The sequence below is a fragment of the Neolewinella xylanilytica genome (assembly GCF_002934605.1).
In the GTDB taxonomy this organism is placed as follows: domain Bacteria; phylum Bacteroidota; class Bacteroidia; order Chitinophagales; family Saprospiraceae; genus Neolewinella; species Neolewinella xylanilytica.
Map to the genome: position 1 here is coordinate 503,482 of NZ_PTJC01000005.1, position 22,530 is coordinate 526,011.

24 protein-coding genes are annotated in these 22,530 nt (G+C 60.6%); 8 read left to right on the forward strand and 16 right to left on the reverse strand.

Features of this window, described 5'->3' with window-relative positions; translation table 11 throughout:
- Positions 1-22: 22 nt before the first annotated feature.
- The 5 genes from CLV84_RS01990 to CLV84_RS02010 all read right to left on the reverse strand — a co-directional run bounded on the left by CLV84_RS01990 (position 23) and on the right by CLV84_RS02010 (position 3,400).
- Positions 23-526: a hypothetical protein gene (locus tag CLV84_RS01990; RefSeq protein WP_104418060.1), complete on the reverse strand. Its 504-nt coding sequence runs from the start codon at positions 524-526 to the stop codon at positions 23-25.
- A 57-nt stretch (positions 527-583) separates the two neighbouring features.
- Positions 584-1,543 carry an NAD-dependent epimerase/dehydratase family protein gene (locus CLV84_RS01995; RefSeq protein ID WP_104418061.1) on the reverse strand — a complete coding sequence of 320 codons (960 nt, stop codon included), beginning with the start codon at positions 1,541-1,543 and terminating at the stop codon, positions 584-586.
- 86 nt (positions 1,544-1,629) lie between these two features.
- Positions 1,630-2,226: a Crp/Fnr family transcriptional regulator gene (locus CLV84_RS02000; RefSeq protein ID WP_104418062.1), complete on the reverse strand. Its 597-nt coding sequence runs from the start codon at positions 2,224-2,226 to the stop codon at positions 1,630-1,632.
- Between the two features lie 28 nt (positions 2,227-2,254).
- Complete coding sequence (locus CLV84_RS02005) at positions 2,255-3,037, reverse strand: class I SAM-dependent methyltransferase (RefSeq protein ID WP_104418063.1); 783 nt, start codon at positions 3,035-3,037, stop codon at positions 2,255-2,257.
- A gap of 3 nt (positions 3,038-3,040) precedes the next feature.
- Positions 3,041-3,400, reverse strand: coding sequence for a HesB/IscA family protein (locus tag CLV84_RS02010; RefSeq protein WP_104418064.1), 360 nt, complete (start codon positions 3,398-3,400; stop codon positions 3,041-3,043).
- A gap of 75 nt (positions 3,401-3,475) precedes the next feature.
- On the opposite strand from CLV84_RS02010, the gene CLV84_RS02015 reads away from it, so the two are divergent.
- A complete protein-coding gene (locus CLV84_RS02015; protein ID WP_104418065.1) occupies positions 3,476-4,015 on the forward strand; it encodes a DUF7935 family protein in 540 nt (179 codons plus the stop codon).
- On the opposite strand, the gene CLV84_RS02020 is transcribed toward CLV84_RS02015, so the two are convergent.
- Together CLV84_RS02020 and CLV84_RS21640 are read right to left on the reverse strand one after the other, a co-directional pair.
- The gene (locus CLV84_RS02020) at positions 4,002-5,189 is read right to left on the reverse strand and encodes a glutathionylspermidine synthase family protein (RefSeq protein ID WP_170067529.1); all 1,188 of its coding nucleotides are present in this window, start codon (positions 5,187-5,189) and stop codon (positions 4,002-4,004) included. The two genes, CLV84_RS02015 and CLV84_RS02020, sit on opposite strands and share 14 nt — an antisense overlap.
- Positions 5,182-5,664, reverse strand: a complete 483-nt coding sequence (locus CLV84_RS21640; RefSeq protein WP_170067530.1) for a hypothetical protein — start codon at positions 5,662-5,664, stop codon at positions 5,182-5,184. The genes CLV84_RS02020 and CLV84_RS21640 overlap by 8 nt, the downstream gene beginning before the upstream one ends.
- Positions 5,665-5,731: 67 nt before the next feature.
- Here CLV84_RS21640 and CLV84_RS02025 point away from each other — a divergent pair, with 67 nt between their 5' ends.
- Complete coding sequence (locus tag CLV84_RS02025; protein WP_245911357.1) at positions 5,732-7,294, forward strand: polyamine aminopropyltransferase; 1,563 nt, start codon at positions 5,732-5,734, stop codon at positions 7,292-7,294.
- Entirely contained in the window at positions 7,294-7,662 is a 369-nt protein-coding gene (speD, locus tag CLV84_RS02030) for an adenosylmethionine decarboxylase (protein WP_104418067.1), read from the forward strand. Before CLV84_RS02025 ends, speD begins: the two co-directional genes overlap by 1 nt.
- Before the next feature lie 4 nt (positions 7,663-7,666).
- Here speD and CLV84_RS02035 read toward each other — a convergent pair whose 3' ends face one another.
- From CLV84_RS02035 to CLV84_RS02070, 8 genes are all read right to left on the reverse strand, one after another.
- A complete protein-coding gene (locus tag CLV84_RS02035) occupies positions 7,667-8,206 on the reverse strand; it encodes a hypothetical protein (protein WP_146088675.1) in 540 nt (179 codons plus the stop codon).
- A gap of 51 nt (positions 8,207-8,257) precedes the next feature.
- A complete protein-coding gene (locus tag CLV84_RS02040; RefSeq protein WP_104418069.1) occupies positions 8,258-8,584 on the reverse strand; it encodes a HesB/IscA family protein in 327 nt (108 codons plus the stop codon).
- A 12-nt stretch (positions 8,585-8,596) separates the two neighbouring features.
- Positions 8,597-9,013: a Fe-S cluster assembly scaffold IscU gene (gene iscU / locus CLV84_RS02045; protein WP_104418070.1), complete on the reverse strand. Its 417-nt coding sequence runs from the start codon at positions 9,011-9,013 to the stop codon at positions 8,597-8,599.
- A gap of 119 nt (positions 9,014-9,132) precedes the next feature.
- The gene (locus CLV84_RS02050; protein ID WP_104418071.1) at positions 9,133-10,353 is read right to left on the reverse strand and encodes an IscS subfamily cysteine desulfurase; all 1,221 of its coding nucleotides are present in this window, start codon (positions 10,351-10,353) and stop codon (positions 9,133-9,135) included.
- A gap of 44 nt (positions 10,354-10,397) precedes the next feature.
- Complete coding sequence (msrA, locus tag CLV84_RS02055) at positions 10,398-10,916, reverse strand: peptide-methionine (S)-S-oxide reductase MsrA (RefSeq protein WP_104418072.1); 519 nt, start codon at positions 10,914-10,916, stop codon at positions 10,398-10,400.
- A gap of 9 nt (positions 10,917-10,925) precedes the next feature.
- Positions 10,926-11,342, reverse strand: coding sequence for a methionine-R-sulfoxide reductase (locus tag CLV84_RS02060; RefSeq protein ID WP_104418073.1), 417 nt, complete (start codon positions 11,340-11,342; stop codon positions 10,926-10,928).
- Positions 11,343-11,642: 300 nt separating this feature from the next.
- Positions 11,643-11,894 carry a phosphoribosylformylglycinamidine synthase subunit PurS gene (gene purS / locus CLV84_RS02065; protein WP_104418074.1) on the reverse strand — a complete coding sequence of 84 codons (252 nt, stop codon included), beginning with the start codon at positions 11,892-11,894 and terminating at the stop codon, positions 11,643-11,645.
- Positions 11,891-12,640: a CDP-alcohol phosphatidyltransferase family protein gene (locus CLV84_RS02070; protein WP_104418075.1), complete on the reverse strand. Its 750-nt coding sequence runs from the start codon at positions 12,638-12,640 to the stop codon at positions 11,891-11,893. The genes purS and CLV84_RS02070 overlap by 4 nt, the downstream gene beginning before the upstream one ends.
- Positions 12,641-12,742: 102 nt before the next feature.
- On the opposite strand from CLV84_RS02070, the gene CLV84_RS02075 reads away from it, so the two are divergent.
- The 4 genes from CLV84_RS02075 (at position 12,743) to CLV84_RS02090 (ending at position 18,311) form a co-directional block, all read left to right on the forward strand.
- Entirely contained in the window at positions 12,743-15,763 is a 3,021-nt protein-coding gene (locus CLV84_RS02075) for a T9SS type B sorting domain-containing protein (RefSeq protein WP_170067531.1), read from the forward strand.
- Positions 15,764-15,827: 64 nt separating this feature from the next.
- A complete protein-coding gene (locus CLV84_RS02080) occupies positions 15,828-16,361 on the forward strand; it encodes a hypothetical protein (RefSeq protein ID WP_104418077.1) in 534 nt (177 codons plus the stop codon).
- A gap of 279 nt (positions 16,362-16,640) precedes the next feature.
- A complete protein-coding gene (locus CLV84_RS02085; protein WP_211295137.1) occupies positions 16,641-17,222 on the forward strand; it encodes a Crp/Fnr family transcriptional regulator in 582 nt (193 codons plus the stop codon).
- Positions 17,223-17,399: 177 nt separating this feature from the next.
- Complete coding sequence (locus CLV84_RS02090) at positions 17,400-18,311, forward strand: alpha/beta fold hydrolase (protein WP_104418078.1); 912 nt, start codon at positions 17,400-17,402, stop codon at positions 18,309-18,311.
- A 179-nt stretch (positions 18,312-18,490) separates the two neighbouring features.
- Here CLV84_RS02090 and CLV84_RS02095 read toward each other — a convergent pair whose 3' ends face one another.
- Positions 18,491-20,965: a ligase-associated DNA damage response DEXH box helicase gene (locus CLV84_RS02095; RefSeq protein WP_245911361.1), complete on the reverse strand. Its 2,475-nt coding sequence runs from the start codon at positions 20,963-20,965 to the stop codon at positions 18,491-18,493.
- Between the two features lie 204 nt (positions 20,966-21,169).
- Between CLV84_RS02095 and CLV84_RS02100 the strand changes: the two genes are divergently transcribed.
- A complete protein-coding gene (locus CLV84_RS02100) occupies positions 21,170-22,489 on the forward strand; it encodes an aminopeptidase P family protein (RefSeq protein WP_104418079.1) in 1,320 nt (439 codons plus the stop codon).
- The last annotated feature ends 41 nt before the right edge of the window (positions 22,490-22,530 follow it).

Sequence of the window (22,530 nt, forward strand, 5' to 3'; positions counted from 1 at the left end):
AAGCTATTCGCCGGGGTTCGGCCTACAGTTCGACGATCCGGCCCGATTCCGCGATCTGGAAGCGACGGGCCGTGCTGCCGCTCGCTTGGTAGTCGAAATTCTTCCCGGCACCCTGCCCGCTAACCTGGTAGATCATCATCCCTTCGGTGATGGCCGCCGTGGTCTGGGTCAGCTCTTCCCCGTCGTAGCTGGTACCGGCCAGGATCATCCGATCGATGACCTCCTCGGTCTTCGGGTTCAGGGTAACGAGGGTATAGTGGTACTGTGCCAGGTCGGCTCGCCAGTACACCAGTCCGATGTAGTTATCGGCTTCCGGTAAGCGGAGACAGGCGATGAACTCCGTAAATTCATCGTTCACCTGTGTGGGTTCCATCGGGACGAGGAACTGATCGACCATCCGGCCGGGCAGGGGCGGGGTCTGCTTACTGATCCGACGGACGGTGTCTTCCCCGAGGGTGACGGGAAACTCGACATCGGGGAACTGCTCGACGAAATGGGAAAAACGGATGCGTGGCGTGTCGGACATATAATTGGACTATAGCTAGGGTATACATCCGCCACGGAAGCATGGTTCACGGCTTACTCAACCCACTATGGATAGCGCTTTACCGGTTGGGTCAATCGCTGCCGAATGATCTCTCAATTGTTCCAGGCCGGCACGATAAGTGATGGGCTGCATACCGAAGGCAGCCTGGAACTTGCTTGAGTCAAAGCGGTAATCGCGATCATACTGGTAGTACATTTCCACGCTGTCAGCGACAACGGGGTCAAAGAGACCCAGCAGGCGGAGCGCCCCTTTTTTGATGGGGACGGTCCACGGTTTCCGGTTGAATACCTCACCAACTAGATCTAGCATCCGTTGACCAGTGATGGGGGCCGGTGTCGGCAGATGCCAAATCTGGTTATCGTGTTCTGGGTGTTGGCCGAGTAGATACATGGCCCGACCGGCATCCGGAACGAAAATGAAATTGTGCACCTTGTTTTTATCACCGATCCACATCGGATTTTGGCCAGCGGCTATGCGGTCAATGACCATGCTGTCGAGAAAACTGTTCTTACTCGCCGCGCCGTAAAAATCGGGAGCCCGGGCAATGGTAGCGTTCACTTCTCCGGCCCGAACGGCTTTCATCAACGTGTCCGCAATGCGGGCGCGGACTTCCCCCTTTTTACTTACCGGTCGGTAGGCGCTCTCCTCTGTAACCGGCTGATCGAGCAAACCGTACATGTATACGTTGTCGAAGAAAAGCAGCCGGGATCCGTGGGTGCGGGCCGCGGCGATTACGTTGTCCATGATCACCGGCCACTGTTCCGCCCAAATGCGCGCATCGTATTTAAGGCCGGCCGTCAGGTAAATGACCTCCGAGCCCCTGGTCACCTCCACAACGGCCTTGTGGTCGAGCAGGTCGGCGCCTTTCCAGTGGACGGTGGGCATCTGGGGAGACAGCTTACTTCGACTGACTAGGCGGACGGGAACCGAATCGGTGGTAAGGTGGCGGGTGAGTTCATTGGCGATGGGTCCGCCGGCTCCGAGAATGGTATGCATAACGTAGTGATTTGGTTAGGCTACAAAGCTCGGGGGGAGCGGGGGCTAATCTCCTTAACTTAAGATAAGATCGCCTCCAGGCAGGTTTATGGAACCAATCGCTTCCGGATCCGGGACAGCGAAACCGGCGTAATCCCCAGGTAGTTAGCGATGTACTGCTGGGGAATACGCTGTAAATAGTCCGTGGTATCCGCCAGCTGCCGGTAGCGCTCCTCGGGGCTGCGTAGCACGAAGGCGGCCACCCGCTCATCGTAGCAGGCGATGATGTACTCCGCCAGTTTGCGCATCAGGTGATTGATCCGGTAGCTGAAGCCGTCTTCCCGCTCCCAGGCATTTAGCTGGTCGTAGCTGATGGTTAGCAGAACGGAATCTTCCAGCGCGGCTATGGATAGGTTGCTGGGTGTCTGTCGGAGAAAACTGGTGTAGGCCGCCAACCATTCGCCTTCCGTAGAAAAATAACTGGTGTGCTCCACGCCGTCGACGATATAAAAATACCGCACGGAACCCGAAAGCAGGAAGCCGACCATACGGGGAATTTCACCCGCCGTCACCCACGGCTCGCGTTTGGCCAGTTTGGTGCACTGAACGCCGGGTCCCATGTGGGCGAAGTCGGCGTCCGTGAAGGGAGACAGTGCGCGAACGGCACGGCGGAAGGGTAGGGTTTCGGGACTGAGTAGATCCATACCGCAAATTACAAAGCAGCAAAGGTTGCTACCGCTCCGCTACGAGGGCCAGCGTCCGCCAGCGTATGGCGTTGCCGCGTTTGTCCATCGGTTCCTCTACGTAGAGCGGGTCGGTGAGGTCTACCAGCTGCCACGCATCGCGCAGCAGCCGGTCTATCAGTTTCACGGGGGGATAGTAGCGTTCCCACTGCTCGCGCTTCAGAAAATTAAGCGGAGATACGGTGATCAGGCGGCCGCCCGGCCGTAGCACCCGTTTCCACTCGGCAAACGCCTGGAAAGGATCTGGGATGCGGTCGATGAGAAACGTATTCAACAGTACGTCCAGGGAGGCATCGGGAAAGGGTAGGGTAGCGGCGTCGGCGAGGGCGAAGCGTAGGTTGGGCAGTTGCTTCCCGGAAAAAGTATCGTGGGTGTAACCGTAGCGCAGCAGGTTGGCAGAGACGGTATCCCCCTTTACCCAGTAATCCTGGGCTTGGCGGAGCATTTGGTAGCTGAAATCGATCCCGTAGCAGTCCCAGGCGGGGTGATCGGTGGCGATATCGCCGATAAGCCGGCCGACGCTGCAGCCGAGATCGGCTACTGCCGCTGTCGGTGATGGAGGGAGCCACTTGCGGACGTAGTCGGCCAGGGGTTGCAGGGGATAGCCTCCGTGAGACTCATCGGCGAGGTGGAGGGCCGTTTGCCGGGCTACGAGTTCGTCGTAGCGTTCGTAGACGTCCTGCCGGGTCTCGTCTTCCGATTTGTCGTAGTAAAGCGGAATGCCCCGACGTTCGGCGGGTGGCGGAGGTAAAAGCGTTCCGAAATCGGACAAACCCTAAGCGCTGAAGGAGGTGCCGCAGCCGCAGGTATCCTTGGCGTTGGGGTTGTTGAAGGTGAAGCCCCGGTTCTCGAGGCCGGTAGCCCAGTCGATCTCCATACCGAGGAGGTAGAGGGCGTGGCCGGGTTTCATGAGAACGAGCTCGTCGCCGACTAAAAATTTCTGATCGTCTTCTTCCGGAAGGTCGAAGCCCAGTTGGTACTCAAAACCGGAGCAACCGCCACCGCGCACGCCGATCCGCAGGTGATGCTCCTCGTTTACGTTGAGATCCTGGCGGAGCCGGGTAAGCTGCTCCATGGCGGTAGCCGTAATGGTGATGGGGGTGGTTTTCGTAGTTGACTTAACTTCGGCGCTCATACTGCAAAATTACTTTACTGGGCAATTAACAACGGTATTCCCCGCATGGTTGCCCCTTAACCTTTACCCGTGGAGATGTTGAACCTGCTGTTGTGGACGGTACCGGTGGTATTGATCGTCGTATTGGTCTGGTTGATGGGGGGCGTGCTCACCCGGTTCCGGGATGCGGTGATCGCCCTGGAAAAGAAGGTAACGGCCCCGGCCCAAGCCGTAACCGAGCCGATCGACCCGGTGGCCCTGCGCCTCCAGGCCTGCGAACGCTTTACCCTGATGCTGGAACGTATTTCCGTGCCCAACCTGCTCCTGCGCATGCCGCCCGACGACGAAACGCCCTCCCGGGAGTACCGCGCCGAGTTGCTGCTGGCTATCCGCCAGGAGGTGGAGTACAACATTACCCAGCAGATCTATGTCAGTGATTCCCTGTGGTCGATCATCACCCAGACGCGGGATAACATCAGCATGCAGATCGCCCGGGCGGCGGAGGAGACCCAGACCGCCCGTCAGGTAGCCGAGCGCCTGCGGATGATCAGCGGCCAACAGGTGGACAACCCAGTGGCCCTGGCGCAGGGGGCTATCCGGCGGGAGTCGGCTTCGGTACTGACTAAGAAACCGTAAGTCCGAGACTCACGAATTCGGCGTCGTCGTCCAGAATCAACCCCTCCTGACGCCGGCAACATAGGGCGCTGGCGCTTGGCGTAACGAACGCACTAAGCTGGTAACGCAGGCCCTCCCCGTTGGTAGCGAAGGCGGCCCGTTCCTGGTATACTACCGGCAGTTCCCCGTAGTCTCCATCGCGCTTGGCATCGGACCGTCGACCGTCCAGGCTCACCATCACGTTTTCTCCGTTGCGGCCGAATACGGGTTTCCGGACGTAGCCCCGCCGCGGATCGGGCAGGTCGGCCGGATCGAAGGCGGTGGGCAACAGTAAGGGATGGCCCGGGTTGTCCTGCCAAGCGTAGGCGAGCAGCGCTTTGGACTGGAGCAGCATCGTCCAGGCGGGGTTCACCACCCGCACGAAGTGGTTGACGATCATTTCTTCCAACATCTCCCAGAGTGCCGATTCTTCCAGGGCGATCCAGTCCCAGGGAAAAAACTTCATGAGGTAGTAGTAGCGCACGGTCCGTCCCGGCTTCGGATCGGCGGCCAGCCCGTTATCCGGATCGAAGGTAGCCTCCGGCAGCGAAGCCGTGTGTACCTCCTTCCAGCCCGCGGCCCGCGCCCGATCGGCCAGGAAACCAACGTTCAGCTCGTCTTCCGGGTAGCCCAGGTGGGTGAAGAGCCCGTGGGTGCCCTTACGCGCCGCACCGATTTCGCGCAGGCGGGCTTCCAGGCTTTCTACCAGTTTGTTGGGGGCGGAGCGCTTCACCCCGTTCTGTCGCAGCACTTCCGGTTGGAGTAGGCCGGTTTCGGGGAGCAGGCTGCAGGTATCGGCGTTGAATTCCAGGATGCGTAGCGGCTGTCCGTCGATTCCCCCGGCCAGGTCGAAACGGCCGAACAGGAAATCATCCCATTCGTTGGCTACCGACCATTCCAGCAGGGGGCGGCACCAGTCGGGGATGCCGAGCCGCGCGAGTCGTTTTGGGTCGTTCAGGCAACGGCGGGCCGTATCGCGTAGTAGGCCGTAGGCGGTGTCGCCGGCCGCCAGTGCGGCATCGGCTTCGGAGGGATGGAGGAGCAGGATCTCGTCGGCGAGGTAGTCGGCATTCTCCCCGCTGGTGAAGTAGTCCAGGCTACGCTTGCGGGCGAAGCGTTCCACCCTAGTGGGAGCGTCGATCAATCGTTTATCCACCGAAGGAACGCGTTGAGGTGCCGCCGCTGCGTCCGAAGCCACTGCGGGCGCGGGAGGTCCGGGAGAGGCTGCCGCCGGTCGTGCTGGTCGCGCGCTGGTAGGCGGCCTGGTTGGTATAGGCACTGGCGGAGGGCGTACGGCCCATGCGGTTCAGCATCATGAAACCGAAGTAGCCCAGCGCGGCGGACCGAAAGGGACGGCTGGTGCGGGAGCTGTCCGGCTCCGTCTGCTGGATCGCCTTTACCTCCGCCAGGGTGAAGGTGTCGGAGGAGCCGGACATGCGGTCGACGATCACCCGACTGTCGGCCACGTTGGCTACTGGCTGCTCGCTGGCGATCTTGTATTCTTCGGGACCTACTTCCCGAACGGTAGTGACCACGCCCTGCGTAGGCTCGCTTTCGGTAGTACAGCGCAGCAGGCCGAAATGGAGGCCAGCTGCAACGACAAACAGGAGGAGGGGGCGGGTAGGGTGCATGGAATAGGGCTTAGCGCTCCAAGGTACTATTTCCCGTACCTTTGGCCGGCCCGAAGCCCCGCTCGCCTTGCTCCTCCCCCGTACCGAAAAGTTATTGCTGATCGTCACCGTTTTTCTGGCGGGCCTCTGTTCCATCGTTTACGAATTGCTGATCAGTACTACAAGTGCCTACTTTCTGGGCGACAGCGTCAAGCAATTCTCCCTCACCATCGGCGTGTACATGTGCGCCATGGGGGTGGGTTCCTTCCTGACGCGCTACGTAGAGGGGCGCGAGTTGGAAGCCTTCGTGCGTGCGGAAGTCGCGCTCGGCCTGCTCGGCGGGTTATCCGTACCCCTGCTGTACTTCCTGTTCCGCTTCCAAACGAATATGCAGTACCAGTGGACGATGCTGGCCATCGTCTTCGGCATCGGCTGCCTGACGGGCGTCGAGATTCCCCTGCTGGCGCGGGTGATGAAGACCTACTTTCCCCTACGGGACAACCTCGCCAACGTACTCGGCTTCGATTACCTCGGTGCCCTAGGCGCCACCCTACTGTTTCCCTTTCTGTTGCTTCCCTTCGTAGGGCTGTACAGTTCGAGTCTGCTGTTTGGCGGCGTGAACCTGCTGCTCGGGGCGGGGGTGTGCTGGTTCTTTCGCGAGCAGCTTTCCGCCCGGCGCCGTCGTCGCGTGTACCTGTGGACCGGGGGCGGGCTGCTCGTGTTCACCTTTCTGCTGATCCGCGCCGAGCCCTTCCTACACGCCTGGGAGGCGGCCGCTTACCCCCACCGGGTCATCTACGAAGAGGATAGCCCCTACCAACACATCGTCCTGACCCAGAACCGGGACGATCTGCGGCTGTACCTGGACCGGGTCATTCAGTTTTCCTCCCGCGATGAATACCGCTACCACGAGGCCCTGGCCCGGCTGCCGGCAGCCCAGGTTCCCGGATTTTCCCGGGCACTCATCCTGGGTGGGGGAGAAGGATTGCTGGCGCGGGAGTTGCTGAACTATCCGACCCTGCAGTCGCTCACCATCGTGGATCTCGACGAGCGCGTCTTCGATCTCGGCCGCCGCCACCCCCGCATCCGGCAACTGAACGCGGAGGCCCTCACCGACCCCCGTACCCAGACGGTGGTGGAAGATGCCGCGGTGTTTCTGCGCAACGACACGACGCATTACGACCTAATCCTGGCCGACCTGCCGGACCCCAGTACGGAGAGCGTGGCCCGGCTATACAGTACCTGGTTCTTTGGTCTGGTGCGGGCCCGCCTGCTGCCCGACGGCGTCTTCGCTACCCAGGCGACCAGCCCCTACCATACCCGCAAGACCTTCTGGAGCATCGTCCATACCCTCACCGCCGCCGGCTTTGGCGAGCTGGCCCCCTACCACGTTCCGGTGCCCAGTTTTGGGGAGTGGGGTTTCGTGCTCGCCGCTAATAGTGGTAATTTCCTGCGCGCCGGCGGCCAGTATTTGGGCGCGGACGCAGGTGCAACGAAATTTCTGGAACCCCGCCTCCTTCCCGCGCTCTTTACCTTTCCCGCCGACATGGCCGACCCGGGCGGGGTAGCCGTCAATCGACTGGACCGGCCGATCCTCCTGCAATATTTCCTGGAGGAGTGGTCGGGCTGGCAACGCGAAACCGTACAGTAATGGCGGACTATCTCGGTATCCATATTCTACTCGAACTGCACGAGTGTCCCGCCGATCGCCTTCGCCTGCCCGGTGACAGCGAGCGTATCCTATTGGCAGCGGCGGCGGCCATGGGGGCAACCATAGTGGAATCCCGCTTCCACGCTTTCTCCCCCCACGGAGTGAGCGGGGTAGTGGTCATCGCCGAGAGCCACCTGACCGTACACACCTGGCCGGAGTATGGCTACGCCGCCGTCGATGTCTTCAGTTGCGGACAACTGGATCTGGAAGCCGGATTGGCCATACTACGGGAAGGCTTCGGCGCCGCCCAGACCGAGCAGCAGACCTTTCGGCGCGGCAGGTTGCCGGTTACTCGCGGTCACCGGTAACGGGTTACTCCAATTTCGCGGCCAGGTCGCGGTCGAGTTGCCGGAGCGTGCTCATGGGCTGGGCGGAGAGGGCTCGCCGTTTGAAAAGAAGGGATACCAGCGGATATATGAATGCTCCCCGGGCCAGTATGTAAAGCATCGGGAACAGCGAATTGGCGAAGGGCACAAAGCCTACCCAGCCCTTTTCTACCGTGAGGTCGGGGAGGGGCGGGGCGGGCAGCCCGGCGTATCCGTATTCCAGCGCAACGCCGGCCGTATAAGCAGCAAGTAGAAGGTATATCAGGAGGATGCGTTCCAGTGGCGCATAGCGTCCAGCGAGAAATACGCCCGCGCCAGTGACCAAGGCGGCCCCGACGTGGGTAAGCCCCTCGGACGACGAAAGCAGGCTGACCGCGACGATGGCCGACAGGAGCAGGTTGCCGAATACGGCGTAGCGGAGTCCGGAACGGGCGTCATAGAAGTCTTCAATGGTGTAAGCCGTTCGGTTACGGCGGCGCTGTTCGGCGAATTGCTCCTCGGTGGTCATGACATAAAAACGGCGCACTCGGGATACGAGTGCGCCGGGGGATGCTCCTAAGAGCGATATGATCTTAAACTATACGGCGAAGCTTTCTCCACATCCACACTCCCGGGTGGCGTTCGGGTTGGTGAAGGCGAAACCTTTACCGTCCAGCCCGCCCGAGAATTCGAGGGTAGAATTGCAGAGATAGAGAAAGGACTTCAGGTCGCAGACGACGGTTTCCCCGTTGTCTTCGAAGACTTGGTCCTTCGGTTGCAATTCATCGTCGAAGTCGAGCTTGTAGGTCAGGCCCGAGCAGCCTCCACTGGTAATGGATACGCGCAAGAAGTAATTTTCGGGAAGGCTTTTGGCCTCACGGATGTCGCGCAGCCTTTCCTTCGCGCTATCGGCTACGAAAAGCATAGTATTCAAAGTTTAGTGGGAAGCGGCGATGGACGCTTCGGTCTGCACGCCATTCTTAGCCTGGTAATCCTTGATGGCGCCTTTGATGGCGTCCTCGGCGAGTACCGAGCAGTGGATTTTTACGGGGGGGAGCGCAAGCTCTTCCACGATGGCCATATTGTCGATGGCGAGGGCCTCGTCTACCGTTTTGCCCTTCAACCATTCGGTGGCCAGGCTGGAAGAGGCGATGGCGCTACCGCAGCCGAAGGTCTTGAACTTCGCTTCGGTGATTTTCTTAGTGATGGGGTCAACTTCGATCTGTAACCGCATTACGTCACCACACTCGGGAGCGCCAACGAGACCGGTACCGACCGAGTTTTTATTCTTGTCGAGGGTACCGACGTTACGGGGATTCTTAAAGTGGTCGAGAAGTTTTTCGCTGTATGCCATGGTCTTTCAGTTTATATGCGTGGGAAGCAGTCTGATAAATATAACGGATAGGGAGGTGGAAAGGTTAAGGTAGGTAGATAGCGAGTAGCCGATACTACCGGCTACTCGCTATCCGCTCACTAGTGCTCCGACCACTCGATGGCGTCGATATCGATTCCTTCCTTGTACATCTCCCAGATGGGGCTGATATCGCGCATGTGGTTCACGCCTTCGGTCACTTTGGCGATCGTTTCGTCGATGTCCTCTTCGGTGGTGAAGCGGCCGAGACTGAAACGGAGGCTGGAGTGGGCGAGATCGTCACCTAAGCCTAAGGCTACGAGTACGTAGCTGGGCTCGAGGCTGGCGGACGTACAGGCCGATCCGGAGGAGACGGCGATGTTCTGGTTGAAGGTCATCATGAGCCCTTCGCCTTCCACGTGCTTGAAGCTGATGTTGGTGACGTGGGGCATCCGGCTTTCGCGGTTGCCGTTTACGTAGGCTTCCTCCAGGCTACCCATCAAAGCGGTTTCCAGCTTGTCGCGGAGTTTGCTCAGGCGCTCGGCGTCCTGGTGCATTTCTTCCTTGGCGATTTCGGCCGCTTTGCCGAAACCGACGATGCCGGGAACGTTGAGCGTACCGGAGCGCATGCCGCGCTCGTGGCCGCCACCGTCCATCTGGCTGGTCACCTTGACCCGGGGATTCTTGCGGTTGACGAAGAGCGCGCCCACGCCCTTAGGGCCGTACATCTTGTGGCTGGTGAAGGCCATCAGGTGTACGCCGACCGCCTTGGGGTCTACGGGGATCTTGCCTACCGCCTGGGTAGCGTCGGACATAAACAATACACCGTGCTTGGCACAGATGTCGCCGATCTCCTTCATGGGCTGGATGACGCCCGTTTCGTTGTTGGCCCACATGATGGAAACCAGTACGGTCTTGTCGGTGATGGCAGCTTCCAGGTCTTCCAGCCGAATCAAACCGTCGCGTTGAACGTCGAGGTAAGTAACCTTGCCCCCCATCTTTTCCACCTTGGCGCAGGCGTCGAGAACCGCTTTATGCTCGGTCTTTACGGTGATGATGTGGTCGCCCTTGCGCTGGTACATCTCGAATACACCTTTGATGGCCAGGTTGTCCGACTCGGTAGCGCCGCTGGTGAAAATGATTTCCCGCTCGTCTACGTTGATCAGGTCGGCGATTTGCTTGCGGGCGTTATCTACCGCCTGTTCCGCGGCCCATCCGAAGGGGTGGTTGCGGCTGGCGGCGTTGCCCGGGTTATCGTAAAAGAAAGGGATCATGGCTTCTACTGCCCGGGGGTCGGTCGGGGTAGTGGCATTATTGTCGAGGTAAATGAGGCGCTGGCCCATAGGTATATATTCTAAATCTTGAGGAATTGGCTCCATGCTAACACTTAGCTAACGGATTGGTTGCCGCTATCTTCCGTGCTTTCAGCCCGGGAAAAGAGCTGACGGATTCGGTCGTCGTCCCGACGGTGGGGAGTGAGTCCGCGCGAGCTACAGTACTGTTGGTGGCGCGCTTCGGCCCGGTAGAAGGCCGGCACGCAGCCGACGTCGGTGGCGGGATGAAAACCGTGGGCCCGGAGGGTGGCGAGCATCCGTCGGGCAAGCTGTAGCTGGCGATCGTCCTGCACACTGAAAACGGCCGACCGGTATTGTCCGCTGCCCTTTCCCCGATCGATTTCGAAGTTGTGGAGCGCGAAAAACTCCGCCAGTAACTGCTCGGTCGGTAAGGTGCGGGTATCGTATTGAACGGCCACGACCTCCGCGTGGCCGGTATCTTTGGCACAGACGTCGTGGTAGCTGGGGTTTTCCGTACGTCCACCCGCAAAGCCTACCTGAGTGGCAATCACGCCGGGAAGTTGCCGGAGATGGTATTCCCTTCCCCAGAAGCAGCCGCTGCCGAGTAGCAGCGTTGCCCTTCAGGCTTCGTTCGTGTCGAGGGAGCCGTGCTCCGCTTCGTACTTCTCCCGGGGGATGAACTTGATGGACAGGCTGTTCACGCAGTGGCGGGTGTTCTTTTCGGTGAAGCGCTCTCCGTTGAATACGTGGCCCAGGTGGCCGCCGCAGTTGTTGCACAGAATTTCTACGCGCCGTCCGTCCGCGTCCTTTACGTGCTGAACGGCGTTGGGCACTTCGTCGTCGAAACTCGGCCAGCCGCAGCCGCTGCTGAATTTGTCGTGGCTATCGTACAGGGGCGCCTCGCAACGCCGGCAGACGAATACGCCGTCCTGCTTGAAGTTGTTATACTCGCCGGTAAAGGGCATTTCGGTTCCCTTGTTGGCGATCACGCGTTCTTCCTCCTTAGTGAGGGTGTTCCAGTTATCTTTCGTTTTCATACGTTGAAAACGGATGGATGTGGGGTAGAGTTTTAGCTTCGTCCGCCCAACGGAGCGCAGCGGAGTTGGGCTGCCGAAGCGGGTCGGTGGGGTGGGGTACTCGTCAGACGAAGGGCGCTGCGCGCGCATTCGGCTGACGAGACCCAGGTCACGGTTACGGGTGGAGGATCTCCGGTCCGACCTGAGACGTATGTCTCCCGCGCCCCGGCGCAAAAACCAATTGATGAATTAGCGAATACGTGGCCTGCCGCAAAGAACTGCGGGCCAATTCACGAATTCTGCCATCCAAAGATTCAGTCCTTAACCCTCCTCCACGACGAAGTCGTAGCTCTCCATGATCACGTTGGCCAGCAGTTTGGAGCAGGCCGTTTCCACTTTATCGTGGGCTTCCTGTTCGGTTTCGGCGTGGAGCTCCATGGTGACGTGCTTGCCGATGCGTACGTCGGTCACGCCCTTGAGGCCGAGATTGGGGAGGTTCTTGACGACTACCTTGCCCTGGGGGTCGAGGAGTTCGGCTTTGGGCATGATATTGATGTGGGCGATGAACTTCATACGTGCTGCTTGGCGGAGGTCGGCGGATAAGCCAGATTAAGGATGATGTAGGCCCCGATAATGAGCGGAAAGGCCGAGGTCCACAGTAAAATGAGCAGGCAAATTGCCAGGACGGCAAAGATATACACCGTCTCATTGCCCGCCCAGCCGAAACCCTTCAGCTTGAACGAAAACATCGGATGTTCGCTCACCAGCAGGTAGCTCATGAGGGCCACCGAGCCGTACAGGATCCACGGGTTGAGGACGTAGGGGCCCCAGTTTTCGTCCAGTGCGACGACGAGCATCAGCCCCACGGCGTAGACCGTATGGGCCGGCGTAGCGAGGCCGACGAAGGTGCTGTGCTGCCGCGTATCCAGGTTGAACTTGGCCAGGCGCAGGGCGCTAAACAGGGCGATGAGCAGGGCGGGGGCGGCGGACCATTCCCAGCGGACGGGCGCGCTAAGATCGAGGACGAAGTGGGCGTCGAGCGCGGGTGCGGGGTCTTCCGGTAACAGTAAAAGAACGTAATAAATGCAGGCCGGTACGACGCCGAAGCTGACCATATCGGCCAGGCTGTCGAGCTCCTTGCCGTGCTCGCTGCTGACGTGGAGGGCGCGGGCTACCAGTCCGTCGGCAAAGTCGAAAATACCGGCCGCGAACAGGAACCAGAAGGCCGTGACGAACTGCAGGTCGAGGAGGTTGATGAGAGCCGCGCAACCGCAAAAGAGGTTGAGCAGGGTGAGGAAGTTTGGGATCCAGGATTTCACGGCGGGTAAGTTAAACTTTGTTAAGCTAAGGACACTTTCCCCGCGTTCGGGTGTATGGTTTACGTCTTACAGGAAGTTATAACGGATACTACTTTTGACACTATGCCACGTTCATACTTCTTGCTAACCGGTTTACTGCTGGCCACCCTCGCGCGGGCCCAGCCGATGAACGATGATTGTAGCGGCGCCACGGAGTTACCCATGGTACTGGAGTTTTGTTCGGGCGCCCAGGCTTTCACCAACGTCGGAGCCACCGCCTCCTTGGAGAGGAACGGCTATCCTATCTGCCTGGACGAAACCGACCAGATCGGCGATGTCTGGTATTCCTTCGTGGCGCAACGGAATTCGGCATCGATCGTGGTGGCCGGCGACGAGGCCAACAACAGCCGCGGAAGCCTCACCGCCATCCAGTTCGCCGTCTACGAAGGCGAATGCGATACGCTGAACGATCTCGGCTGCCGGCAACCCCTGAACAGTAACGGATTGCCGGCCGACGGCGGCTCGCTCGTCATGGGCGACCTTCAGCGTGGGCAACGCTACTACATCCTGGTGGGGGGCCGAAATGGCAATCAGGGCACCTTCGAACTCTGCGTCAATCAGTTCGACGCCCCCCCGGACCCCAGCAGCGACTGCGAAACGGCCGTACTCCTCTGCGATACCACCTCCTTCTCCGTCGACTACCTCTCCGGCCGGGGCAACGTACAGGATGATTTGCTGTCGGAAAACGTGGAATGCGGCAGCGGTTCGCCCCCCGAGAACAACTCCTCCTGGTATAAATGGACCTGCGACCAAGCCGGTACCCTGACCTTCGATATCAATCCGCTCGGCACCGCCTTCAACGAGGACATCGACTTCGTGGTCTACGAACTCACCAACGGCATTGATGACTGCGGAAGCAGAGTACCGCTCCGCCAGATGTTCTCCGGCGAGAACAACGGCGACCCCACCGGCAGCATTCCCTGTCTGGGAGAAACCGGCCTCGGCAACGTGGATACGGAAACCTTCGAGAATTGCGGCTGTACGCCGGGCGACAACAACTTCATCGCCGCCCTCGATATGGAAGCCGGAAAGTCGTACGCGTTGGTCGTGCTCAACTTCACCGGGTCCGGTGACGGATTTACCATTGATTTCGGCGGCACCGGCACCTTCCTGGGGCCGCGACCGAACCTCACGTACAGCAGCACCGAAGCCTGCGTCGGGGAAACCATCACCTTCCAGGACCAGTCCACCTCGGTAGACGGCATCGAGTCCTGGGAATGGGACTTCGGCGAAACGGCCACCCCCCGCTATGCCAGCGGTGCCGGCCCCCATGACGTGACCTTTAACGAGGCCGGCGCCCCCAACGTTACGTTGGCCATTACCAGCACGCGGAACTGCATCGAATACATCAGCTCCAGCGAGGTGGAGGTGGTTTGCTGCGCGGATCAGTTCGGCGGTTCGGCGAACATCACCCCGGTCAGCTGTCCCGCCGCCGCCGACGGGCGGATCGATTTCGTCGGCACCAGCAACGTCGCCGGTACTGTGCTGGCGTACGCCTGGAGCACCGGCGCTACGACCGCCTCGCTCGACAACCTCGATCCGGGAACCTATACGGTTACGGTGACCGACGGCACGGGCTGTGAGCGGAGTTTCTCCTACACCGTCGACGGGCCCATGGCGTACGTACTCGATACCCTCATCACGCGGCCGACCTGCGCCGGTGGAATGGATGGCGCTCTCGAGTTTACCATTCTGTCCGGGGGCGCGGGCGGCTACGAGTACAGTTTTAACGGGAGCCCCTTCTCTTCCGACAACCGCATCGAAAACCTGACCGTAAGCACGATCAACGTCGTCGCCCGCGATGCCAATGGCTGTACGATCGAGCAGGACATCGAGGTGGACGAACTCCAACTCGCGCTGGTATCCGGGGTCGCCAACGTACAGGAGCCTACCTGCAACGGCGACAGCGACGGGCGCATCCTGATCGAGATCGCCAACGGCACGCCAACCTACCGGTACGACTTCGGCGCGGGCTACCAATCGGAGGCGGAAATGGGGGGCTTCACCGCCGGTACTTACGCCGTCTCGGCCATTGACGCCGAGGGCTGTACGGGGGAGTACGAGATTACCATTACGGAACCGCCGGCCCTGGCCGCCGCGCTCCAGTCGGACAGTAGCAGCTGCTTCGGTGCCGCTGACGGTCGCATCGCGGTAAGGCCCACGGGTGGCCGGCCGGATTACACCTTCGCCTGGTCAACGGGCAGTACCAGCGACAGCCTCGAAAATTTGGGCCCCGGAACGTTTACGGTGACGGTAACCGACGAGAATGGCTGCGAAATCACGAATTCGGTCACGCTCAATGATCCGGATGAGGTCGTCGCCGCGGTCGATACCGTTGAAAACCTGATCTGTTTCGGTCAGGCTACGGGGGCCGTTCGGTTATCGGCTACCGGGGGAAGCCCCGCGTATAGCTATAGCAGCGACGGGGTGGGGTACCAGCCGGAGCCCCGCCTCGACAGTCTTCTGGCGGGGGATTACGCCCTGTACGTCCGGGATCAAAACGGATGCCAGGATACCGTCACCACCAGCCTGACCGAACCGGCCGAATTCGTGATCACCGCCGAGGAGGCGATACAATTGTATTTGGGGGATGATACGACCCTGCTGGCCCGCAGCAATTACTTCCCCGTAGACTTTAGCTGGGGCCCCGATAGCGTGACCTGCCTGACGCCCGACTGTGCCCGGGCGCGGATCATGCCGTTGCAGTCTATCGACTACTTCGTGTCCGGCACCAACGAAGCCGGTTGCGTGGACACGGCTTTCGTGGCCTTCTCGGTGATCCAGGATCTACCCACCTATATACCGAACGTCTTTACCCCGAACGGCGACGGAAACAACGATTTCTTCACCGTATTCGGGGGCAACGTTATTGCTCGGATTGAAACCATGCGAATCTACGATCGCTGGGGCAGCTTACTTTACGAGGCCGCCGAGCCCTTTCCGGCTAACGAGCCCAGCCTGGGTTGGAACGGGATGCTGGACGGCAAGCAGGTCAATAATGGCGTGTACGTCTACTACGTCGAGGTACGCTACATCAACGGGGCGTTGGAAGGGTACCGGGGAGACGTGACGGTGCTCAACTGACCCGCCGGCCGCGCCGGTAGACATCCGATGTGTCGCAGCCTTCATCATTACGAATTTCACGCCTATGCGCATCCTTCTGTTGTCGATCCTGGTTCTCCTCTTCACCGGCTGTCCGCGCAGTACGCTCGGCGATCGGCTGTTCGACATCAACTATCCGGTGGTAGACTTTACCATTCCGGCGGGTATACCCGGCTTCCAGACCTACGTGATCGCGCAGCCCCGGATGGAAACCAACTTCCAGGATCGGTTGGATGAGAGTGGATTCACGGCGGAGGACGTCGACGTGGTTGGGGGCATCCGCGCCCGCGTCGTGAGTTTGTCCGGAGAGGATTTCCGGGAAATCGAGCGCGCCGAATTGCGCGTATGCTCGGCGGATGAGACCGACTGCACCTTCATCGACCTGATGTTCAGTGTAAGCGACCTCGGCGGCCGAAGGCAGCAGGTGATCAACCTGAATCCCGGCCAGAAGAATTTCCGAAACATCTTCCTGGACAACGAAGAGGTGCGTATGGAACTGGTGCTCACCGCCTTCAACGTGACGACGCAGAACATCGAGGCACGACTGGAGTGGACGGTGGGGGCGCTGGGGGGATTGTAGGCGTGCATTTTTGAATTACTGAATTCGTGAATGGGCCCGCACTACTCCGTGGCAGGACTCGTATTCGTGAATTCAAACCTTCCCTAAACCACCCTTTACCGCGAACCGCTTCGGCAGACCGACTCCGCTACGCTGCGCTGGGCGGTCGAAGCTGGTGCGGTTTCCCGATCCGCCGAGCGCTAACTCGTCCGCCCAACAGGTAGAACCGTTGAAACCCGGTCGCCTTGCAATCTTATAAGGGAATAACCGGTTCCGGTGTAATCAAATCAGTCGTTTAACGTGCCTCACCCACCGATCCTTCACCACTTCGCGGCCTTTATTCGATCCCGGGTAGCGATCGGAGATGAGGAGCTGAAGGCCGTTTTGTCGGCCTTTACCGGCCTGTCGATCAAAAAGGGCGCCAAGCTGCTGCGGCGGGGGCAAGTAGCGAATCAGTACTATTACATTGGCACCGGGGGACTCCGGCTCTACTACGGGGAATTCGACGAGCAGCACACCTCCTGGGTCTTCTTCCAGGATGAGTTCTTCGCGGAGATTTCGAGTCTCCAGCCGCGGCTACCTACCCGCTTCCACATCGAAGCGGTAGAGGACACGGAGTTGCTGGCCATCGACCGGGAAACGATGGATGCGCTCTACCGCCGGTACCCGGCCTGGCAGGAGTTCGGGCGGAAGGTGTGGGAGGAAATGTGCATCCGGCAGGTGGACCAGAACCTGGCCTACCAGACCCTGTCAGCCAGGCAGATGTACGAGCAGTTGCTTCGTCACCCCGACTTCGTACAGAAAATACCGGTGAAACAACTGGCGTCCATCCTGGGCATCACCCCGAACGCACTCAGCCGGATCCGCAAGGAAATGAGATAAGGCATTCCCTACCATATGGTAGTTTTTGGCCCCCGGGTCCCCGATACCTTTGTGCTCAGGCAAGCGGGAAATCTGTCCGTTTGCCGCATTCCACCATTTTTCATCGCTCGCGGCACCCCCGCCGGCGGGGCCATCGCTGCTCCGCGGTGGCGCGCCCCTGCACTTCAGTAAGGTATCATGACCACCCATCCGTATTCCGACGAGGCCCTCGTCCAACGACTCCCCGGCTTTACCAACCACTACGCCACCGTCAACGGCATCACCCTGCACTACGTGGCGGGCGGCAGCGGCCAACCCCTGTTGTGCCTGCCCGGCTGGCCGCAGACGTGGTATTCCTTTCATCCGATCGCCGGCCGGCTGGCGGAGCGGTACCGGGTCATCCTGATTGACCTACGCGGCATGGGCACCTCGGAGGGGCCGCCGTCCGGCTACGACAAGAAGACCATGGCCGCCGACCTCTACGCCCTGGTCGAGCAACTGGGCCTGGAGAAGGTCAGCCTGATCGGTCACGACATTGGTGGTATGGTCGCCACCAGCTTTGCCTTCAACTACCCGGAGCGGACCGAGAAACTGGTCGTAATGGACGGTGCCCACCCCAGCGAGGGACTCTTCCATATGCCCTTGATTCCCGCCCCCGGCACCTTCGGCGAAAAGATGGACGACCGGCAACCCTACGCCTGGTGGATGGGCTTCAACCAGGTGAAGGGGTTGCCCGAGCAGCTACTGGCGGGCCGGTTCCGTCTGCTGCTGGATTACCTCTTTGCCTACGTGATGATCGACGACGAAAAGATGTCCGCGTTCGAGCGCGAGGTGTACGCCCACTACTACGACCAACCCGATCGCATTCGTAGCTCCAATGCCTGGTACCAGACCCTGACCCAGGATATCGCCGATGCCCGACACTATTCGTCCTTGACCATGCCGGTGCTCGGTATCGGCAGCCGCGTCAGCTATGGGTATATGCAGATCGCCATCCCGCAAATCGCCACCGACCACCGGGTCGTCGGTATGCCGGATAGCGGCCACTACATGATCGAGGAGCAACCGGACGAGGTGCTGCGACACGTGCTGCCGTTTTTAAGTGAATAACCCCTTCGGGCGAGCGTTTGGGCGGCGGAGCGCAGGAGAACAGCTGGATGCGAAGAGATGGCTTGCCGGTGCTCCGTTCGGTGCACGGTTCGCGAAGTGTAGTCGCGGTCACTGCGGGTCTTTATGGCTAGCCCCCAGCCTGGCGGGAATGACCGTCCGACCTGCTTCGGCGGACGAAGCTACTCCCGCACCAACGCCAGCCGCATCCGCTTGATCCGGTCCTCCAGTTTCTCGGAGGATATCCGCTCCCGAAGCCGGTCTACGATGAGGGCGAAGGAGAAGGGGGTAGCCTTCGCGGGCTGCTGGAAGAGAATGGTCTGGGCGTTGATGCGATCCAGGGCCGAGCGCAGACGCGCCTCCTGCAGCTGGAAGGTCATGATCTCGTCGTAGGCCTGCTGGAGGAGGAGGTTGGTGGGCTCGTAGTCGCTGAAGACGTCGAAGAAGAGTTGGGAGCCGCTCTGCAGGTGCTTCTCCTTTTTTTGTTTGCCGGGGTAGCCCTTGAAGATCAGGCCCGCGATGGCGGCGATGTCGCGGAAGCGGCGACGGGCCATTTCCGTGGCGTTGATCCCGGCGTTGAGGTCGGCATTCAGTTCGGCGACGTTGAACAGGTCGCTGCCGAGGGCCTCCTCGATGGGTATGGGCTGGTCGCTCAGCAGCTCGAAACCGTAGTCGTTCATGGCGATGGTGAAGGTGAGGGGTGCGAACTGCCCGATGCGGTAGGCGATCAGCGAGGCCAGGCCCTCATGGATGCCGCGTCCCTCGCAGGGGTAGATCAGCAAATGGTAGCCCTCGCGGTCGCTGAAGTATTCGATGAGGAGCTCGTCCGGTCCGGGCACGGCACTGCGCTGCACCTGAATATCGCGGAGGGGAGCGAGTTTTTGCAGCTCGGCATCGTGGTAATCTTCCCGCTTCAGCTCGCCCATCGCCAGGCGGAGGAACTCGGACAGCTGGCTGGAAAGTTGCATGCGGCCGCCCTTCCAACTGGGAACCTTGCCCTTTTTGGAGCTGCTGCGCTTCACGAGGGCTTCCATGCCCTTCACCTTCACGAACTTGAGGCTGCGGCCGGCAAACCAGAAGGTATCACCGGGTTTAAGGCTGGAGATGAAGTATTCCTCGATGGTGCCGATGTAGCCACCTGACATATATTTGATCGTCAACGTGGTCTCGCTCACGATTGCGCCGATGCTCATGCGGTGCATGGTCGCGACGCGCTTGCTTTCCACCCGGTAGACGCCATCTTCATCGCGGATGACCTTGTGGTATTCATCGTAGGCACCGAGGCTGTTGCCGCCGGTGGTGATGAAGTCGAGGCACCAGGCGAATTCCTCGTCGGAGATAGAGGCGTAGCAGAAGGTGTTGCGGATTTCCCGAAGTACGACGTCGCGCCGAAAGCCGCCGCTGACCGCTAATGTCACCAGAAACTGCACCAGTACGTCGAAGCTGCGGATATAGGGGATGCGGCTTTCGATCACCTCGTTCTCGATGCAGCGCCGGAGGGCGGAAGCTTCCAGGAGTTCCAGGCTGTGGGTGGGGACGAAGTGGATTACACTCTTAGCCCCGGGCCGGTGGCCGCTGCGGCCGGCGCGCTGGAGAAAACGGGCCACCCCCTTGGGACTGCCGATCTGGACGATGGTTTCCACCGGCCGGAAATCGACGCCGAGGTCCAGGCTCGAGGTACATACTACCGCTTTGAGGGTGCCTTCGTGGAGAGCGTCTTCGACCCAGTCGCGCAGCTCCCGGCTGATGCTGCCGTGGTGCATGGCAATGGCACCGGAAAGATCGGGGTCGTAATCGAGCAGCCGCTGGTACCAGATTTCGCACTGGCTGCGGGTATTCGTAAAGATCAGCGTGGAGCCGGAGGCGTAGATCAGGGGAACCACCTTTTCCAGTAGCTTGATGCCGAGGTGACCGGCCCAGGGGAAGGTTTCGATCTCGTCGGGCAGTACGGTGACCATCGTGGTCTCCTTGGCGTGGTCGGCGCGGATGATCACGCGCTCCGGGGTGGTTTCGGCGGGGATGAGGACGTCCAGTGCCTCGTCCATATTCCCGATGGTGGCGGAAATGCCCCAGGTGCGGAAGCCCGCGGGCCGTAAGCCACGCAGCCGACTGAGGGCGAGTTCGACCAGCACGCCACGCTTGGTGCCGAGCAGTTCGTGCCACTCGTCGGCCACCAGGACGCGCAGATCGCCAAAGAACTTTTCATACCCATTACTGGCGATGAGCAGGTGGAGGCTTTCCGGGGTAGTGATTAGGATTTCGGGCGGCTTGCTACGCTGCTTGGTCCGTTCGGAGGTGGCGGTGTCGCCGGAACGGATGCCCACCCGCCACTGCAGGCCGAGATCCTCGATGGCGCGCTCGGTAGCGGACTGGATCTCGCGGGTGAGGGCGCGGATGGGGGTGAGCCAGATAGCGCGCAGCCCGTTGTTCGTCCTGGTAGGATCGTCGGGGTGTTCGGCGAGGAACTCCAGCAAGATGGGGATGATGAGCGAATAGGTCTTCCCGCTGCCGGTGGGGGCGTTGACGAGACCGCTTTTCCCGTCGAGGTAGGCTTGCCATGCCCGGCGCTGGAAGGGAAAGACGGACCAGCCCCGACCGACGAACCAGTCGTCGCCGCGGCGTAAAAGTGTTTGTTGGGGAGTGGCGGACACGTTCACCGAACGGCGGTTCGGGCGAACCGGTTCGTGAGCTCCGGCTCGCGGGTTTCGTTAACTCCGTACGCGCTTCTTCCGGGGTGATGGAGCTTTTCGGGTACCGCATTGACCCGAGTACATGTCGGCAATCGGGAATCCGGACCGCCACTAGCTTCCCCGTTCCGACCTTACCTTGCACCCGCGCCCCGCCGCCCTAACCTTCGAACTATGTTTTCAGCTACCACCTACACGGAACGCCGCCGCCAGCTCGCCAACGCCTTATCTTCCGGATTGATCCTGCTACCCGCCAACGGCGAGGCGGCCCTGAATTACCGTGGCAACACCTACCCCTTCCGGCAGGATTCCCACTTCCGCTACTTCGCCGGCTACAACCTCCCCGATCTCGTGCTGACGATCGATGTGGCGAGCGGGGAAGGGCGGCTATACGGGAATGATTTCACGCTGGATGATGTCGTCTGGATGGGCGAACAACCCGACGTGGCAGATCTGGCCAAAGACGGCGGCCTCAGCTACGGTGGCACCCTCGACCGATTAGCCGCCGCGCTGAGCCAATCGGGGGAAGTCCACTACCTGCCCCCCTACCGCGAGGAGCGGCGGCAGCAACTAAGGGATTGGCTGGGCCACTGCGACCGGCCCAGCGTGCCCCTGATCCGGGCGGTAGTCGAACTGCGCTCCGTAAAGAGCCGGGAGGAGGTAGCGGAAATGGATAAGGCGGTGGCCACCAGCATGCGCATGCACGCCGCGGCCCGCGATACGGCGATGGCCGGCATGACGGAAGCTTCCGTAGCCGGGCTGATCGAGGGGATCGCCATCAGCGCCGGTGGCAGACTGGCCTACCCGGCCATCGTGACCCGCAACGGTCATATTCTGCACAACCACTACCACGGCAATCAACTGCGCCGCAACGACCTATTGCTGGTAGACGCCGGCGCGGAAACGGATACGGGCTACGCCGGCGACATCACCCGCACCTTCCCGATCGGCGGAGTGCTCACCGACCGGCAGCGACCGGTGTACGAAACCGTGGAGCGGGCTAAAAGCCAGTGCATCCAGGCACTCCGTCCGGGGGTGGCGTTCCGGGAGATACACGATTTGTCGGCCCGGATCATCACCGAAGGACTGAAAGATCTCGGGCTGATGAAGGGAGACGCGGGAGAGGCGGTGGCCGCCGGGGCCCACGCTTTGTTTTATCCCCACGGGCTCGGGCACATGATCGGTCTGGACGTACACGATATGGAAGACCTGGGTGAGGATTACGTGGGCTACGACGATACCATTCGGCGCAGCGAGCTGTTCGGCACCCGTAACCTGCGGTTAGGGCGGGCGCTGCGGGAGGGCTTCACCGTCACGGTGGAGCCGGGCATTTATTTTATCCCCAAGCTAATCGACCGCTGGGAAGCGGATGGGAAGCACCGCGAATTCATCAACTACGATGCCCTGGAAGGCTACCGGAATTTCGGTGGTATACGGCTGGAAGACAATGTTGTAGTTACTTCGGACAACTGCCGGGTACTGGGCTCCGTTTAGCGTATATTGGCCTAACCCCATACCGTTGGACCTTGCAGTGA